Origin of the sequence: Lonsdalea quercina (assembly GCF_900107885.1) — a bacterium.
Classification (GTDB): Bacteria; Pseudomonadota; Gammaproteobacteria; order Enterobacterales; family Enterobacteriaceae; genus Lonsdalea; species Lonsdalea quercina.
In genome coordinates, this window is the sequence record NZ_FNQS01000008.1 from 67,613 (window position 1) to 85,014 (window position 17,402).

At 55.4% G+C, this 17,402-nt stretch carries 14 protein-coding genes; 10 read left to right on the forward strand and 4 right to left on the reverse strand.

All coding sequences use genetic code 11. From position 1 onward, the window contains the following. The first annotated feature begins 46 nt into the window (after positions 1-46). The 6 genes from zapE (at position 47) to BLU64_RS12080 (ending at position 4,280) form a co-directional block, all read left to right on the forward strand. The gene (gene zapE, locus BLU64_RS12055) at positions 47-1,162 is read left to right on the forward strand and encodes a cell division protein ZapE (protein WP_026744024.1); all 1,116 of its coding nucleotides are present in this window, start codon (positions 47-49) and stop codon (positions 1,160-1,162) included. Positions 1,163-1,402: 240 nt separating this feature from the next. Further along, entirely contained in the window at positions 1,403-1,831 is a 429-nt protein-coding gene (gene rplM, locus BLU64_RS12060; protein WP_026740709.1) for a 50S ribosomal protein L13, read from the forward strand. Between the two features lie 15 nt (positions 1,832-1,846). Next, positions 1,847-2,239 (forward strand): 30S ribosomal protein S9, encoded by a 393-nt coding sequence (gene rpsI, locus BLU64_RS12065; RefSeq protein ID WP_026740710.1) that lies wholly within the window; start codon positions 1,847-1,849, stop codon positions 2,237-2,239. A gap of 326 nt (positions 2,240-2,565) precedes the next feature. Further along, complete coding sequence (gene sspA, locus BLU64_RS12070) at positions 2,566-3,207, forward strand: stringent starvation protein SspA (RefSeq protein ID WP_026744027.1); 642 nt, start codon at positions 2,566-2,568, stop codon at positions 3,205-3,207. 5 nt (positions 3,208-3,212) lie between these two features. Further along, positions 3,213-3,713, forward strand: a complete 501-nt coding sequence (gene sspB / locus BLU64_RS12075) for a ClpXP protease specificity-enhancing factor (RefSeq protein WP_026744028.1) — start codon at positions 3,213-3,215, stop codon at positions 3,711-3,713. A gap of 159 nt (positions 3,714-3,872) precedes the next feature. Further along, the gene (locus BLU64_RS12080) at positions 3,873-4,280 is read left to right on the forward strand and encodes a GFA family protein (protein ID WP_026744029.1); all 408 of its coding nucleotides are present in this window, start codon (positions 3,873-3,875) and stop codon (positions 4,278-4,280) included. 61 nt (positions 4,281-4,341) lie between these two features. On the opposite strand, the gene BLU64_RS12085 is transcribed toward BLU64_RS12080, so the two are convergent. Together BLU64_RS12085 and gltB are read right to left on the reverse strand one after the other, a co-directional pair. After that, on the reverse strand, positions 4,342-5,760 hold the full coding sequence (locus BLU64_RS12085; protein ID WP_026744030.1) for a glutamate synthase small subunit: 1,419 nt from the start codon (positions 5,758-5,760) through the stop codon (positions 4,342-4,344). A gap of 9 nt (positions 5,761-5,769) precedes the next feature. Continuing rightward, positions 5,770-10,233, reverse strand: coding sequence for a glutamate synthase large subunit (gene gltB / locus BLU64_RS12090; RefSeq protein WP_074728851.1), 4,464 nt, complete (start codon positions 10,231-10,233; stop codon positions 5,770-5,772). 682 nt (positions 10,234-10,915) lie between these two features. Between gltB and mnmL the strand changes: the two genes are divergently transcribed. The 4 genes from mnmL to mtgA all read left to right on the forward strand — a co-directional run bounded on the left by mnmL (position 10,916) and on the right by mtgA (position 15,898). Further along, the gene (gene mnmL, locus BLU64_RS12095) at positions 10,916-11,845 is read left to right on the forward strand and encodes a tRNA modification radical SAM protein MnmL/YtqA (protein ID WP_074728852.1); all 930 of its coding nucleotides are present in this window, start codon (positions 10,916-10,918) and stop codon (positions 11,843-11,845) included. A 92-nt stretch (positions 11,846-11,937) separates the two neighbouring features. Next, positions 11,938-14,283, forward strand: coding sequence for an aerobic respiration two-component sensor histidine kinase ArcB (gene arcB, locus BLU64_RS12100; protein ID WP_074728854.1), 2,346 nt, complete (start codon positions 11,938-11,940; stop codon positions 14,281-14,283). A 230-nt stretch (positions 14,284-14,513) separates the two neighbouring features. After that, entirely contained in the window at positions 14,514-15,167 is a 654-nt protein-coding gene (gene elbB, locus BLU64_RS12105) for an isoprenoid biosynthesis glyoxalase ElbB (RefSeq protein WP_074728904.1), read from the forward strand. Continuing rightward, the gene (gene mtgA, locus BLU64_RS12110) at positions 15,164-15,898 is read left to right on the forward strand and encodes a monofunctional biosynthetic peptidoglycan transglycosylase (RefSeq protein ID WP_026744035.1); all 735 of its coding nucleotides are present in this window, start codon (positions 15,164-15,166) and stop codon (positions 15,896-15,898) included. The genes elbB and mtgA overlap by 4 nt, the downstream gene beginning before the upstream one ends. Positions 15,899-16,197: 299 nt before the next feature. On the opposite strand, the gene dolP is transcribed toward mtgA, so the two are convergent. Continuing rightward, positions 16,198-16,773: a division/outer membrane stress-associated lipid-binding lipoprotein gene (gene dolP, locus BLU64_RS12115; protein WP_026744036.1), complete on the reverse strand. Its 576-nt coding sequence runs from the start codon at positions 16,771-16,773 to the stop codon at positions 16,198-16,200. A gap of 10 nt (positions 16,774-16,783) precedes the next feature. Then, positions 16,784-17,374 carry a DnaA initiator-associating protein DiaA gene (gene diaA, locus BLU64_RS12120; RefSeq protein WP_026740721.1) on the reverse strand — a complete coding sequence of 197 codons (591 nt, stop codon included), beginning with the start codon at positions 17,372-17,374 and terminating at the stop codon, positions 16,784-16,786. Between the last annotated feature and the right edge of the window lie 28 nt (positions 17,375-17,402).

The following is a 17,402-nucleotide window of genomic DNA, read 5'->3' on the forward strand; positions in this document are numbered from 1 at the left end:
AACGAGAAAAGACCGTTTATCTCCTCTTAATAGGGATCTGGCCGCAATGCAGAATATGACGCCGATAACGCTTTACCAGCAGGCTTTAGCAACGCAGGATTATCAGCCGGATGAGGTGCAGCGCCAAACGGTGCTGCGACTTGACGATATCCACCGTGCATTGACGGCGCGTCAGCAGGCATCTACGGCGAGCAAGCCGTTAAGCTGGATCCAGCGTCTCTGCAGGAAAAAACAGCCAGCGCAGGCGCTGGTTGAAGGGCTTTATCTGTGGGGCGGAGTGGGGCGGGGAAAAACCTGGCTGATGGACCTGTTTTTCCACAGTTTGCCCGGCGAACGCAAGTTGCGTCTGCATTTCCATCGCTTCATGCTGCGAGTTCACGAAGCGCTGAATCGGCTACAGGGACACGAAAACCCGCTGGAGCAGGTAGCGGATGAATTCAAAGCGCAGACCGATGTGCTGTGCTTCGACGAATTTTTCGTCTCCGACATTACCGACGCGATGCTGCTGGCCGAGCTGCTCGGCGCGTTGTTCGCGCGAGGAATCACGCTGGTCGCGACGTCTAATATTCCGCCGGACGAGCTTTATCGCAACGGCCTTCAGCGGTCGCGATTTTTACCGGCCATTGAGCTGATTAAGCAGCACTGCGCTGTAGTCAATGTCGATGCGGGCATTGATTACCGACAGCGAACGCTGCGGCAAGCTCACCTTTATTTTTATCCGCTTGATACGCATGCCGATGATGCGATGCGGAAAATGTTCACGGATCTCTCTGGGCATACGTCCGAGGGTGAAACGCTGGAGATAAACCATCGTGCGATGCCCGTGTTGGGCAGTCGTAACGGCGTGTTGGCGGTAAGCTTCGCCACGTTGTGCGCCGATGCGCGCAGCCAGAACGACTACATCGCGTTATCTCAGCGTTATCACTGCGTTCTGCTGCATCACGTCACAGTGATGGGAGAGGCGGAGGAGGACGTCGCGCGGCGTTTTCTGGCGTTGGTCGATGAATTTTATGAGCGCCGGGTGAAGCTGATAATGTCGGCGCAGGCGCCGATGGTTGAACTCTATCAGGGCGCTCGCCTGGTGTTCGAATATCGCCGCTGCCTGTCCCGATTGCAGGAGATGCAAAGCGAAGACTACCTGCAACTGCCCCATTTGTCGTAAAGGGGGCTGCTGCCTTTTCTATCAATGTGGTAGAAAAAAGGTCGATTTTTGATGTCGGCTTCTCTATAATCCTGCGACCCCACGTTACAACAAAGTTTTTTTCCCGAAACTTTAATCGCGCTGGCAATAGCTATTCGAAGGGGTAGGTTTGCTGGACTAGATAGCCGTGTGAACCTCAACACTATTTATTGAAGCGTTTGTGTGTTCACCAACGTGTAACTTAAATTGGGTAAGCTTTTAATGAAAACTTTTACAGCTAAACCAGAAACCGTAAAACGCGACTGGTACGTTGTTGATGCGAGCGGTAAGACTTTGGGCCGTCTCGCTACTGAACTGGCTCGTCGTCTGCGCGGCAAGCATAAAGCGGAATACACTCCGCACGTTGATACTGGTGATTACATCATCGTCCTGAACGCTGAAAAAGTTGCTGTTACCGGCAACAAACGTTCTGACAAAGTGTACTACCACCACACCGGCCACATCGGCGGTATCAAACAGGCGACCTTTGAAGAGATGATTGCCCGCCGTCCTGAGCGTGTGATTGAAATCGCGGTTAAAGGCATGCTGCCGAAGGGCCCGCTGGGTCGTGCTATGTACCGTAAACTGAAAGTTTACGCGGGTAACGAGCACAATCACGCGGCACAGCAACCGCAAGTTCTGGACATTTAATCGGGATTATAGGCAATGGCTGAAAATCAATACTACGGCACTGGTCGCCGCAAAAGCTCCGCCGCTCGCGTGTTCATCAAACCGGGCAGTGGCAACATCGTTATCAACCAGCGCAGCCTGGATCAGTACTTCGGTCGTGAAACTGCCCGTATGGTAGTTCGTCAGCCGCTGGAACTGGTCGACATGGTTGGCAAACTGGATCTGTACATCACCGTTAAAGGTGGTGGTATTTCCGGTCAGGCTGGTGCAATCCGTCACGGTATCACCCGTGCACTGATGGAATATGATGAGTCTCTGCGTTCTGAGCTGCGTAAAGCTGGCTTCGTTACGCGTGATGCTCGTCAGGTTGAACGTAAGAAAGTCGGTCTGCGTAAAGCACGTCGTCGTCCTCAGTTCTCCAAACGTTAATTTCCGGCTGCTTTGCAGCGAAATCAGCGTCAGAAACCCGGTGCTCGTCACCGGGTTTTTTTTGCCTGTTTCTCCGTGCGTCTAAAAAATTGTCTTTAATTCCTTACGGTTAACAATGAATTGGCGCTTATATCCCCCCAAAACGCACAAAATCTGATACACTAATCGCCGGTTTTGTACCTGTTTGCCAGCTAGTAAGTTTTGATAAAACGACAGCTGTCGTCAGCGGTTTCTTACCCCAGTAAGAAGTTCAAACGCGGCAAGGCCTGCAGGATAATATTCGATCGGTTCTATGCCGTATTTTCTCGATAAACTTGGAGGTTTTCATGGCTGTCGCTGCCAACAAACGTTCGGTAATGACGCTGTTTTCCGGCCCGTCCGATATTTTCAGCCATCAGGTACGTATAGTGCTGGCGGAAAAAGGAGTGAGTGTCGAGATCGAACAGGTAGATGCGGATAATCTGCCGCAGGATCTCATTGACCTCAATCCCTACGGTTCTGTCCCGACGTTGGTGGATCGTGAACTGACGCTGTATGAATCCCGCATCATCATGGAATATCTGGATGAGCGTTTCCCGCATCCGCCATTAATGCCGGTCTATCCAGTCGCACGCGGCAACAGCCGTCTGATGATGCATCGCATCGAGCAGGACTGGTATTCGCTGTTGAAAACCATCTCCACTGGTACGGCGGCGCAGGCCGACGCAGCACGTAAACAACTGCGTGAAGAGTTGCTGGCCATTGCGCCGGTATTCAATGAAACGCCTTATTTCATGAGCGAAGAGTTCAGCCTGGTGGATTGCTACCTGGCACCGCTGTTGTGGCGTTTGCCGTTGCTGGGCATCGAGCTGAGCGGAGCGGGTTCTAAGGAGCTGAAAGGTTACATGACGCGCGTCTTTGAACGCGACGCTTTCCTGGCTTCTCTGACCGAAGCCGAGCGTGAAATCCGGTTACAGACCCGAGGTTAAGATACATGGCTCTGTCTCAGCTATCACCGCGCCGACCGTACTTGTTACGCGCTTTCTATGACTGGTTACTTGATAACCAGCTTACGCCGCATCTGGTGGTGGATGTTTCTTTGCCCGGCGTGCAGGTGCCGATGGAGTTCGCCCGCGATGGACAGATAGTGCTCAACATTGCGCCGCTTGCCGTGGGCAATCTCGAATTGGCTGACGATCTTGTACGCTTTAACGCTCGTTTCGGTGGTGTGCCTCGCCAGGTGATGGTTCCGATGGCGGCGGTCATGGCGATCTACGCCCGTGAAAACGGCGCTGGCACCATGTTTGAGCCTGAACCCGCCTATGAAGCCGGTGAAATCCCCGATGACGCGCTGGAGCAGGATGATGAGCCGCACAAGCCGTCGTTACGCACGGTCGACGATGTTGCCACGCCCCCTTCCGGCAATGAAACGCCGGACGACGAACCCCCTTCGCCGCCTCGCGGCGGGCGTCCTGCGCTGCGGGTGGTGAAGTAACTCAGTACAAAAGGGCACGACTCTGGTGCCCTTTTTTATATCCACAAATCCTTTCGATATTGCTTTCCCGATTTCATCTCCACGTCCCCTCAGCATTGTCTATATAAAAATATAGAGACAAACTGATGTCCTGAAACCGATCTTTATAGGAGAAAGGAAATGGAAGGGCATTGTTTATGCGGTGCGGTCACGCTGTCTACTGAATGTGATACCCATGACGTTTCCGTTTGCCACTGCAGTATGTGCCAGACCTGGAGCGGTGGTCCGCTGATGTCAATCGACTGCAAAGATGATCTTGTTATCGACGGCAAAGACTTTGTTGCTTATTTCCGGTCTTCAGCGTGGGCGGAGCGCGCATTTTGCCGTCAGTGCGGCTCGCACTTGTTTTACAAGCAGCTGACGCCGGTGACCTATTTCGTGCCGGTAGGACTGTTCGGCAGCGATGAGAACACCCGCATGGTGTCGCAAATCTATATCGACAAAAAGCCGTGCTTTTATGCCTTTACCCAGCAAACGCCGGAAATGACGGAGCAAGATATTTTGGATTCGTACCAATCTCAGGGTTAGCCTGGCTGGCCAGTAAAAAGGGCGGCCCAATGGCCGCCCTTGCGCTATTAAAGATTGCTAATCACACGTCGAGATAGTTCAGGATCCCGTCTGCGGCCTTGCGGCCTTCAGCAATGGCGGTCACGACCAGGTCCGAGCCGCGAACCGCATCTCCGCCGGCGAAGATTTTCGGGTTGCTGGTCTGGAAAGCGCTGTCGTTCTCTTCCGGAGCGACAATACGTCCCTGATCATCCAAGGCTACATCGTGATCGGTCAGCCACGCCATTCTGTGCGGACGAAAACCGAATGCCGTGATGACCGCGTCGGCCTCCAAAATGTGCTCCGATCCCGCAACGATCTCCGGTCGGCGACGCCCGTTGACATCCGGCGCACCCAATTCGGTGCGCGCCATGCGCACGCCGCAGACCTTGCCCGCGTCGTTGATTTCGATGCTTATCGGCTGCAGATTGAACCGGAACTCAACGCCTTCTTCACGCGCATTCTTCACCTCACGGCGCGAACCCGGCATGTTCTCTTCGTCACGACGATAGGCGCACGTCACATGCGTCGCGCCCTGACGGATAGAAGTTCGCACACAGTCCATCGCCGTATCGCCCCCGCCTAGTACGATGACGCGTTTGCCCTCCATCGAGACATAGGCTTCCGGCGCGGCCGTTTCGAAACCCATCAGCTGTTTGGTGTTGGCGATCAGGAACGGTAGCGCGTCGTATACCCCCGGCGCATCCTCGTTCTCCAGCCCCCCGCGCATGGACTGATAGGTACCCACGCCGAGGAAAACGGCGTCGTGGTGGGCTAGCAGGTCGGTCAGCTGTATGTCTTTGCCCACTTCGGTATTCAAATGGAACTCAATGCCCATGCCGGAGAAAATTTCGCGGCGTTTGGTCATCACGCTTTTTTCCAACTTGAAGGCGGGAATACCAAATGTCAGCAGGCCGCCGATCTCCGGATGACGGTCGTAGACATGGGCTTTAACGCCGTTGCGGGCCAAGACGTCTGCACAGGCCAGACCGGCTGGACCCGCGCCGATAATCGCCACGTTCTTGCCGGTGCCCTGAACGCCGGACATATCCGGTTTCCAGCCCATCTCGATGGCTTTATCGTTGATGTAGCGCTCGATGTTGCCGATTGTGACCGCGCCGAACTCATCGTTCAGCGTGCAGGAACCTTCACACAGGCGATCCTGCGGACAAACGCGCCCGCAGACCTCAGGCAGGCTGTTGGTCCGGTGAGAAAGCTCGGCGGCTTCGATAATACGTCCCTCATTGGCAAGCTTAAGCCAGTTGGGAATGTAGTTATGCACCGGGCACTTCCATTCGCAGTAAGGGTTGCCGCAGGACAGACAACGGTCTGCCTGGGCTTTGGACTGACTTTCTGAAAATGGCTCGTAAATTTCAATAAACTCAATTTTCCGGACTTTCAGCGGTTTCTTCGGCGGATCTACGCGCTGTAAGTCGATAAATTGATAAACGTTTTGACTCATGATGACCTCTTACTGCGCCAGAACCCGCAGCTCGGCTGCGGAACGACTACGATGACCCAACAGCGCCTGCACATCACTGGACTTTGGTTTCACCAGTGCAAACTTCGCCGCCCATACCGGCCAGTTGGCGAGGATTTCTTCGCCGCGTGAGGAGCCGGTGTGCTGAACATGTTCGGTAATCATGCCGCGCAGATGTTCTTCGTGGATCGCCAGGCTATCGACATCCAGGACTTCGACCAGCTCCGGGTTGACGCGCTTACGGAACTCACCGTCTTCATCCAGCACGTAGGCGAAGCCGCCGGTCATCCCGGCGCCGAAATTCACGCCGGTGCGCCCCAGAATACAGACGATGCCGCCGGTCATATATTCACAGCCGTTGTCGCCAATGCCTTCCACCACCGTGATGGCGCCGGAGTTACGCACGGCGAAGCGTTCCCCTGCGCGCCCGGCGGCAAACAGCTTGCCTCCGGTGGCGCCGTAGAGGCAGGTATTGCCGATGATGCTGGCGTCGTGGCTACGGAAGGCGGAGCCGACGGGCGGGCGTATGGCAATCATGCCTCCCGCCATGCCTTTACCGACATAGTCGTTGGCGTCGCCGGTCAGCGTCAGCTCTACACCACCGGCGTTCCAGACGCCAAAGCTCTGACCTGCGGTGCCGGTGAAATAGGCTTTGATCGGATCGCTTGCCAGTCCCTGATCGCCGTATTTTTCAGCGATAGCGCCGGAGAGTGTCGCGCCGACGGCACGGTCGGTGTTGCGAATGTCGAAGTAAAGCGTCTTGCTCTGTTTGGCTTCGATGTAGGGCTGGGCCTGTTCGTGCAGGGCTTTATTCAACACCCCTTTGTCGAACGGCGGGTTGGTCTCGGTGCAGTACAGCGCCTTGCCGGGATGCGGTGTTGCTGTCTCTAACAGCGGCGCCAGATCCAGTTTATTCTGCTTGGCGGTAAACCCGTCCAGCTCCGTCAGCAGGTCGGTGCGGCCAATCAGGTCCACCAACTGGCTGATGCCCAGCTCGGCCATCAGCTCACGAGTTTCCCGCGCGATGAAATGGAAATAGTTGATCACGCGTTCCGGCAGACCGTGATAGTGATCGCGGCGGAGCTTGTCGTCCTGAGTGGCCACGCCGGTGGCGCAGTTGTTCAGGTGGCAGATACGCAGATATTTACAGCCGAGCGCCACCATCGGTCCGGTGCCAAAGCCAAAGCTTTCCGCCCCCAGAATGGCGGCCTTGATGATATCCAGCCCGGTTTTGAGTCCGCCATCCACCTGCAGGCGGATTTTGTGACGCAAACCGTTTGCGACCAGCGCCTGCTGCGTTTCGACCAGACCCAGTTCCCACGGACAGCCCGCATATTTTACTGAGGTCAGCGGGCTGGCGCCGGTGCCGCCGTCATAGCCGGCGATGGTGATCAGGTCGGCATAGGCTTTCGCGACGCCGGTGGCGATGGTGCCCACGCCGGGTTCGGAAACCAGCTTCACCGAAATCATCGCTGTCGGATTGATTTGCTTCAGGTCGAAAATCAACTGCGCCAGATCTTCGATGGAGTAGATGTCATGATGCGGCGGCGGCGAAATCAGCGTCACGCCGGGGACGGAATAACGCAATCTGGCGATGTACGGCGTCACCTTGTCGCCCGGCAACTGGCCGCCTTCGCCCGGTTTTGCGCCCTGAGCCACCTTAATCTGAATCACGTCGGCGTTGACCAGATAGGCCGGAGTAACGCCGAAGCGGCCCGAGGCCACCTGTTTGATGCGCGAAACCTTGTTGGTGCGATAACGCGCCGGATCTTCGCCGCCTTCGCCGGAGTTGGAGTAGCCGCCCAGCGTATTCATGGCCTCTGCCAGCGACTCGTGCGCTTCCGGACTGAGCGCGCCGATGGACATGGCGGCGGTGTCGAAGCGTTTGAACAGCTCCGACGCAGGTTCTACCTGATCGAGAGCGATAGCCGTACTTTTCTCCTGCGGCTTCAGCGCCAGCAGGTCGCGCAGCGTCGCCGCCGGGCGTTCGTTGACCAGTTTGGCGTAGCGCTGATAGTCGTCGTATTCGCCGCTCTGGACTGCCGTTTGCAGCGTTTTCACGACGTCCGGGTTATAGGCGTGGTATTCGCCGTTATAGACGAATTTCAGCAGGCCGCCATGTTCGAGCGGTTGCCGTTTCAGCCAGGCGCGTTTAGCCAGATTTCGCAGATCTTGCTCGAAGTCGCTGAAGTTGGCGCCGCCGATGCGGCTCACCACGCCGGGGAAGCAGCTGCGAGTGATGTCCTCATGCAGGCCGACCGCTTCGAACAGCCGTGAGCAACGGTAGGAAGCCACGCTGGAGATGCCCATTTTGGACATGATCTTGTACAGGCCTTTGTTGATGCCGTTGCGGTAGTTCAGCATGACGGCGCGGTGCGCTTTATCGATAGTGCGGTTGTCCACCATGCGCGATAGCGTTTCGTAAGCCAGATAGGGATAAATCGCGGTCGCGCCGAAACCGAGTAACACGGCGAAATGGTGCGGGTCGCGGGCGCTCGCGGTTTCAACAATGATGTTGGCGTCACAGCGCAGGCTCTGTTCGACCAGACGGCTATGAATGGCTCCCACCGCCATAGGAGCGGGCACCGGCAGGCGATCTTTGGCGATCGCGCGGTCGGTCAGCACCAGTAGCACCGTGCCGTCGCGGACTTTGCTTTCCGCTTCGTCGCACAGTTTCCCTATCGTTTCCTGCAGCGTCTGCCGCTGAGGATCGAACGTGAGATCAATCTGGTCGGCGCGGTAGTGCTCCTGATCCTGATGGATCAGCTGATTAAAATCGGAGTAGAGCAGAATCGGCGATTTGAAGGTAAGACGATAGGCCTGTCCTTCCGCTTCGCTGAAGACGTTCATTTCACGTCCAATGCAGGTGGCGAGCGACATCACGTGCGCTTCCCGCAGCGGGTCGATCGGCGGGTTGGTGACCTGCGCGAACTGCTGTCGGAAATAGTCATAGACGATACGTGGACGACTGGAGAGCACCGCAAACGGCGTATCGTCGCCCATCGAGCCGGTGGCTTCCTGGCCGTTCTCGCCGAGCACGCGCAGGATTTGGTCCAGCTCTTCGTTGCTGTAGCCAAACTGCTTCTGATAGGCCTCAAGCTGCACGTCGTCCAGATCGCGTTGTCCGACCTGATCGTCCGGCATCTCTTCGAACGGCACCAGACGTTTGACGTTCCTCTCCATCCACTCTTTGTAGGGATGGCGGCTTTTCAGGTCGTTGTCGGTTTCGCCAGAGTGAAGGATGCGTCCTTCCTGCGTGTCGATAACCATGAGTTCGCCGGGACCGACGCGGCCTTTTTCCACCACTTCATCCGGCTGGTAGTCCCAGATCCCGACCTCGGAAGCACAGGTAATCAGCTTGTCGGTGGTGATGACGTAACGCGCTGGGCGTAGCCCGTTGCGATCAAGGTTACAGGCGGCGTAGCGGCCGTCAGACAATACGACGCCAGCCGGACCGTCCCACGGTTCCATATGCATGGAGTTGAAGTCGAAGAACGCGCGCAGCTCAGGGTCCATGTCTGGGTTATTCTGCCAGGCGGGTGGCACCAGCAGGCGCATGGCGCGCACGATGTCCATACCGCCGGCGAGGAACAACTCCAGCATATTGTCGAGCGAGCTTGAGTCCGAGCCGGTTTCATTGACGAACGGCGCCGCATCGCGCAGATCCGGGATCAGCGGCGTTTTGAATTTGTAAGCACGTGCGCGAGCCCACTGGCGGTTGCCGGCGATCGTGTTGATTTCGCCGTTGTGGGCCAGATAACGGAATGGCTGCGCCAGCGGCCAGCGCGGCACGGTATTGGTCGAAAAACGCTGATGGAACAGGCAAATAGCCGATTCCAGACGAAGGTCGGCGAGGTCCAGATAGAAGCGCGGCAGATCCGCCGGCATGCACAGACCTTTATAGATCGTCACCAGATTGGAGAAGCTGCACACGTAGAAATCTTTATCCTGCACGCGTTTTTCAATGCGGCGGCGAGCCATGAACAGGCGTCGCTCCATATCGCGCTGGCGCCAGCCGGCAGGGGCGTTAACAAAAATCTGTTCGATACGCGGCAGGGAGGAGAGGGCGATTTCGCCCAGAACATCCGGATTGGTCGGCACTTCGCGCCAGCCCAGAACGGACAGCGTCTCGTTCTGCAGCTCTTCTTCCACAATTCGGCGGGTCGCTTTGGCGACAGCTTCGTCCTGGCTGAGGAACATCATGCCGACGGAGTAATTTTTCGCCAGCCGCCAGCCGCGCTCTTCCGCGACCAGGCGGAAGAAACGATCGGGCTTCTGAAGTAATAAGCCGCAGCCGTCGCCTGTCTTGCCGTCGGCGAGGATCGCGCCACGGTGTTGCATACGGGCCAGTGCGTGAATGGCGGTACGCACGACCTTGTGGCTTGGCTCGCCTTCTATATGGGCGATGAGTCCGAAGCCACAGTTGTCTTTTTCTTGGGATGCATCGTACAACATATGAATGAACCTCCCCAGGCTCTGTATGACTGCCTCATCGCCAGTCCAATGCAGGCGACTTTACCGCGAGCGACCCCTCACTGAGAGTGAATATCTCAGCGGAAAATGTCGCTCTCTGTTTCCGGACTCTCGTGACGGTCTCACAAGGGGTGATGACTTGCTTGATGAGGGAGTCTTCTTGTTACTGCATAAATATGACGAGTCGTAGTCTCGTCAGGAAAGCTTCCAGCCATTTCCCAAATTAGCGAGAAACCCAGTTCAGGTCAAATCCCCTACACAAATCGGTATTTCAGGGATAATGTTTACTTATGATTATGATAAGTAAGGGTTTTACCAACAAAAAGAAGACAGGGTATCTACGCGAGACGCAGATGAAATGTGAGTTGTATCACTACAAGAAAGCCGGATTTCTGTCCCGACGTGCTGCGTTATCTCGACTTAATGGCATCTTATTCTGGTAGTTTTCCGTTTTTTAACTCATGTCACTGTTTTTTTATCTCTGGTCAACTTCTAATGCGACGCGAGCAGGTTATTAGCAAAATTAATTAGTCTATTTATGACTTTATTTGCACTAAAAAAGAATAATTATTCAAGTTGGGCGGGGGCGGACTTGATCGGCGTCATCGCAGGCTGAGTGAGGAAAAGGTAGGCTGCACCTCCCGCGGAGGAGGAAAGTCAGAATATGCAATTACAAAGATTAATCAATATGTTTGGCGGCGATCTTCAGCGTCGCTATGGCGAGAAAATTCACAAGTTGACTCTGCATGGCGGCTTTAGTTGCCCAAATCGCGACGGCACATTAGGTCGGGGAGGTTGCACGTTTTGCCATGTGGCTTCGTTCGCCGACGAACAGATGCAGCAGCGCAGTATCGCCGAACAGCTGTCCGCCCAGGCCGGTAAAGTCAACCGCGCCAAGCGTTATTTGGCCTATTTCCAGGCCTATACCAGCACGTATGCCGAAGTGCAGGTTCTGGCAGCCATGTATCGCGAAGCGCTGACACAGGCCGATATGGTGGGCCTGTGCGTGGGCACCCGGCCTGACTGCGTGCCGGACGCCGTGCTGGATCTGCTGTCAGAGTATCGCCAGCAGGGTTATGAGGTTTGGCTGGAGTTGGGACTGCAAACGGCCAACGACAAGACATTACACCGTATCAACCGCGGCCACACTTTTGACTGTTACCAGCAGACAACGCGCCGCGCCAGAGAACGCGGTCTTAAAGTGTGCACACACCTGATCGTCGGCCTGCCGGGAGAGGACGAGAGTGCCTGCCTGTCGACGTTGCGCCGAGTCGTCGACGGTGGGGTAGACGGTTTGAAGCTGCATCCGCTGCATATCGTTGACGGCAGCATCATGGGCAAAGCCTGGCGTGCGGGACGATTGCCGGAACTCCCGCTGGCGCAATATGTGAAAACGGCTGGTGAAATGATTCGCCATACGCCCGCGGACGTGGTCTTCCACCGGATCTCCGCCAGCGCCCGTCGTCCGACCCTGCTGGCGCCCCTGTGGTGCGAAAATCGCTGGACCGCTATGGTGGAGATCGACCGCTATCTGTCGCAGTATGGCGTTCAGGGTTCCGCTCTGGGCGACGCCTTTTGTTTTGTTCCCGCCTGACGTTATACCTCGTTCTTAAATCCTCTGCTCATTTCCCGCGCATCATGACTTTTACGGTATGATTTGCGGGATCTCGATGAAGGAAAAATTCTATGAAGCAAATCCGGCTATTAGCCCAGTATTACGTTGATTTAATGGTGAGACTTGGGCTGGTTCGCTTTTCCATTCTGCTCGCTTCCGTGCTGGTGCTGTTGGCGCTGGTGGTCCAGATGGCGGTGACCCTGCTGCTCAGCGGTCAGGTCGAACGCATCGATGTGGTGCGTTCCATCTTTTTTGGCCTTCTAATCACGCCTTGGGCAGTTTATTTCCTGTCGGTAGTGGTCGAGCAGCTTGAAGAGTCTCGACAGCGCCTGTCGCGTTTGGTGGCCAAATTAGAGGTGATGCGACATCGCGATCAGGAGCTGAACGCCAAACTGCAGAACAACATTGCTCAGCTTAATCAGGAAATCACCGACCGAATCAAGGCTGAAAAGTCGCGCCTTGAGATGCTCAGCAAACTGCGCGAAGAAATGGCGCGGCGCGAACAGGCGCAGGTGGAACTGGAGCAGCAGTCGGCGCTGTTGCGCTCCTTCCTTGATGCGTCGCCGGATCTGGTTTACTACCGCAATGAAAATAAGGCGTTTTCCGGCTGCAACCGCGCGATGGAACTGCTGTTGGGCAAGAGCCAGAAACAAATGATCGGCCTGACGCCCTTCGACGTTTATCCGCAGGATATCGCGGCCAAAGTCGTCGAGACGGACGAAAAGGTGTTTCGCCACAACGTGTCCCTGACCTACGAACAGTGGCTGGTGTATCCGGACGGTCGCAAATCCTGTTTCGAGTTGCGCAAGGTGCCGTTTTACGACCGACAGGGCAAGCGACATGGGCTGATGGGTTTTGGCCGCGATATAACCGAGCGCAAGCGTTACCAGGACGCGTTAGAGAAGGCCAGCAGGGAGAAGACGACCTTCATCTCAACGATCAGCCACGAGCTTCGTACGCCGCTTAACGGCATTGTCGGTCTCAGCCGCATTCTGCTCGACACCCATCTGGATGCGGAGCAGCGAAAATACCTCAAAACTATTCACGTCAGCGCCATCACCCTCGGCAATATCTTCAACGACGTGATTGAAATGGACAAGCAGGAGCGGCGTAAAGTTCAGCTGGATAATCAGCCGGTGGATTTCATTGGATTCGTCGCCGACCTGGAAAATCTGGGCGGCCTTCTGGCCGAACCCAAAGGCTTGCAGTTGGACGTGGTCCTTGAGCAGCCGCTGCCGAAAAGCATCATCACCGATGGCACACGTTTGCGGCAGATTCTTTGGAACCTGCTGAGCAACGCCGTGAAATTTACCCAAAGCGGTAAGGTGGTGATCCGCGTCGGGCACGATCAGCGTAATGTTTTGCGTTTCGAGGTCGCGGATTCAGGCATGGGTATTCCGGATGAGGAGCTCGAAAAAATCTTTTCCATGTATTACCAGGTGAAGGATAAGAACGGCGGTAAACCGGCTACCGGAACCGGCATTGGTCTGGCCGTTTCCAAACGGCTCGCGCAAAACATGGGCGGTGATATTCAGGTCGCCAGCAAATTGGGCGAAGGCTCCTGCTTCACGCTGACGGTGTCCGCGCCGATGGTGGAAGAGGCGAAAACGAATGAGAACGGCGATGAAACACTGCCGCTGCCTGCATTGCATGTCATGCTGGTGGAAGATATCGAACTGAACGTGGTCGTCGCGCGCTCGGTGCTGGAAAAGCTGGGCAGTAGCGTTGAAGTGGCGATGACCGGTCAGGAAGCGTTGGCGATGTTCGACCCCGACGAGTTCGATCTGGTGCTGCTGGATATCCAACTGCCGGACATGACCGGATTGGATGTGGCCCGCGAGCTGCGCGCCCGCTACGGACAGCAGACGTTGCCGCCGCTCGTGGCGCTAACCGCCAACGTACTGAAGGACAAAAAAGACTATCTGGATGCGGGCATGGACGATGTGCTGAGCAAACCGCTGGCGGTTCCCGCGCTCACGGCGATCATCAAACAGTATTGGGATACGCCCGAAAATAGCGAGCCGGAGGCTGTCGCCGATGGAGCTGTCGATGCCTCTGCGGCCGAATCGATGCTGGATGTCGCCATGTTGCAGCAGTATCTGGATCTGGTCGGCCCCTCATTGATTCGCCAAAGCCTGGAGATGTTCGAGCAAATGATGCCGGGTTACCTGGCGGTGCTGGAGTCCAACATGACGGCGCGCGACCAGAAGGGCATCGCAGAGGAAGGTCACAAAATCAAAGGCGCTGCGGGTTCCGTCGGGTTACGGCATTTGCAGCAGGTGGCTCAACAGATTCAAACAACGACGTTGCCTGCATGGTGGGACAATGTGCATGAGTGGATTGACGAATTGAAACAAGATTGGCGTCATGACGTTGAGGTGTTGAAAGCGTGGGTCGATCAGGCTGAAAAAAAATGACCCCGACCGAAGCCGGGGTGCGCGAATTATGCGCCAACACCAGGGAAACTGGTACACCTGCAATTGATTTCAGGTTTGTTAGCTCGCAAGTGCGGTAAGTACATTTCACGTAACTGACAACATAACAAAACGTCGTTGCTCGTTACGAGTATCCTTAAAATGTGTGATGTAGATTAGTGTTTGTCAATTAAAAAATCAATTAGTTGATGTAATGAAATGAGGACTTAATGATGAAAAAAGTCGGTGTCGTACTCAGCGGATGTGGTGTTTATGATGGTTCAGAAATCCACGAAGCGGTTTTGACTCTACTTGCAATCGACCGTGCTGGAGCTGAAGCCATCTGCTTTGCGCCGGACAAAGATCAGCTGCATGTCGTCAATCATCTTAGCGGCCAAGTGACTGACGAAAAGCGTAATGTCCTTGCGGAATCAGCACGGATCGCACGTGGAAAAATCCAGCCTCTTTCCGCGGCTGACGCGGAACAGCTCGATGCGCTGATTGTTCCTGGTGGTTTCGGCGCAGCGAAAAATTTAAGTGATTTTGCGACCCGTGGAAGCGAGTGTCAGGTCGACGAAGAATTAAAAATACTCACCCAGGAAATTTATAAGAAAAGTAAACCAATTGGCTTTATTTGCATCTCCCCGGCCATGTTGCCGAGACTGCTTGGTCTTCCTGTCAGGCTTACAATTGGTAACGATATTGATACAGCTGAAGCCATCGAAGCGATGGGAGGAATGCATGTGACTTGTCCGGTTGACGACATTGTCGTGGATGCCGAACACAAGGTGGTGACGACGCCGGCCTACATGCTGGCGAATTCCATCGGCGAGGTGGCTCTGGGGATTGAGAAACTGGTTGCCCATGTTTTGGAATTGACTGAATGAAATCAGGCCGAGTCCTAAGCCTATTCGTCGGTGGCATCAAACGCGCGATCGTCCGAGTCATTGTCATCGTGTTGGGGAGCTGGTTACTGGCTATTACGCTGTTTGCATTCCTGCCGGTACCCTTTTCCGCGGTAATGATCGATCGTCAGATTAGCGCATGGCTGCGCGGTGACTTTTCTTATGTCGCGCATTCTGACTGGGTTTCGATGGATGAGATAGCCTATGTCATGCCGCTGGCCGTGATCGCGGCGGAAGACCAAAAGTTTCCACAACATTGGGGATTCGACCTCGATGCGATCGATGCCGCTTTGCGACATAACGAGGAAAATGAAGGACGCATTCGCGGCGCTTCCACGCTGTCTCAGCAAACGGTCAAGAATTTGCTGTTGTGGGACGGGCGCAGTTGGGTGCGCAAAGGACTTGAGGCCGGCCTGACGACGGTGATGGAGCTGGCGTGGACCAAGCGTCGGATTCTGACCGTTTACCTGAATATCGCGGAGTTTGGTCCTGGGATTTTTGGCGTTGAAGCTGCTTCTCGGCATTTTTTCCACAAGTCTGTCAGTCGCTTAACCGCCAGCGAGGCAGCGCTTTTGGCCGCCGTGCTGCCTAACCCAATCCGGTTTCGCGTCGATCGTCCATCAGGTTACGTGATCCGTCGTCAGCAATGGATACTGCGACAAATGCGCCAGATGGGCGGGGATGCCTTCCTCAAAAACAACAAGTTACGATAATGCTACGGGTCTGTTTTGTAAAAAACAGGCACCAGGGAAGGCGTTTGTCTTTCCTCACAGAATAGAAGGCGTTGAGAGAGCCAAAAAAAACAATAGCCAAGCTAATGTATTCGCAAATCCAGCATGATGTTCTGTTGTTTAACGGTGTTTCCAGGCGATGCGTCGGAGCATAAAAAGGGTATGCGGGGCATATTTGGCGGGTGTAAAGAGAAGTACGCCACGGCGTGAGTCGCCAGGTGGGGCTGTAAGGGCCTGAGCCCGCCGCTGAGGCGGGTCAGGCAGCTTGGAAGAGCGGAGGGTTATTCGAGATAGGTAAATGCCGTGGTGACGTGTTTGACGCCGCTGACTTTGCTGGCGATTTCCGCAGCGGCGGCTCCCTCGCGGCGAGTCACCAGACCTAACAGAAAGACCTCGCTGTTTTCCGTGGTCACTTTGACGTTAGAAGACTTGACCTGATCGCTGGCCAGCAACTGAGAGCGCACTTTGGTGGTGATCCAGGTATCCATTGACGCGGTGCCCAGGCTAATCGGCGTCCCCTGGCGGATTTCGTTATACACCTCCGTCGTCCCTTCCACGCCCAGCGCAATCTGCTTGGCTCGGCTGGACAGCTCTGTATTCGGCGACTGACCGGTCAACAGGACTTTGCCCTGGTACACCGTCGCGATGATGCGGGCTTCCTTACTTAACTGCTGGTCTTTTGCCAATGTATTGGATACGCGCATTTCTAACGTACCATCATCAACCTGAGTCCCTACCGTACGGGGATCGGTCGCGGTTTTGGTCGCGACGGCTGCGCTGCCGATAGCGACCGCGCCGATACAACCTTGTAGCAGCAGAGCGGCAGACAGCACGGCAATGCAAGAATATATCCTCATGAGGTACTCCTTAATCGTTCTGGTGTGGGAAGAGCGTGTTGTCTATCAGATCGCACAAGCAATTTACCGTCAACATGTGCATTTCCTGAATGCGAGCGCTGCGGTGCGATGGGATGCGGATTTCCACATCCTGTTGTCCCAGCAGGCCCGCAAGTTCGCCGCCATCGTAGCCGGTTAACGCAACGATAGTCATGTCACGGGTCACGGCGGCTTCTACCGCTTTGACAATGTCGCGGCTGTTTCCATGCGTGGATATCGCCAAGAGGATATCCCCCGTTTGTCCCAAGGCCCGAACCTGTTTCGCATAAATCTCCTCATGCAACCGGTCGTTCGAAATCGCCGTCAGCACCACGTTGTCGGCATTCAGCGCAATAGCGGGCAAGCTGGGACGCTCCGTCTCGAAGCGGTTAATCATGTTGGCGGCAAAATGCTGGGCGTTGGCGGCGGAAGTGCCGTTCCCGCAACTCAGGATCTTGTTGCCATTCAGCAAAGATTGCACCATCGCGACGGCTGCCCGCGAGATCGCATCCGGCAAAGCTTCTGCCGCGGCGATCTGGGTTTGGATGCTCTCGGTAAAACAGACTTTAATTCTATCCAGCACGTTTGGGTAACCTATTCTTTTGTTTTCG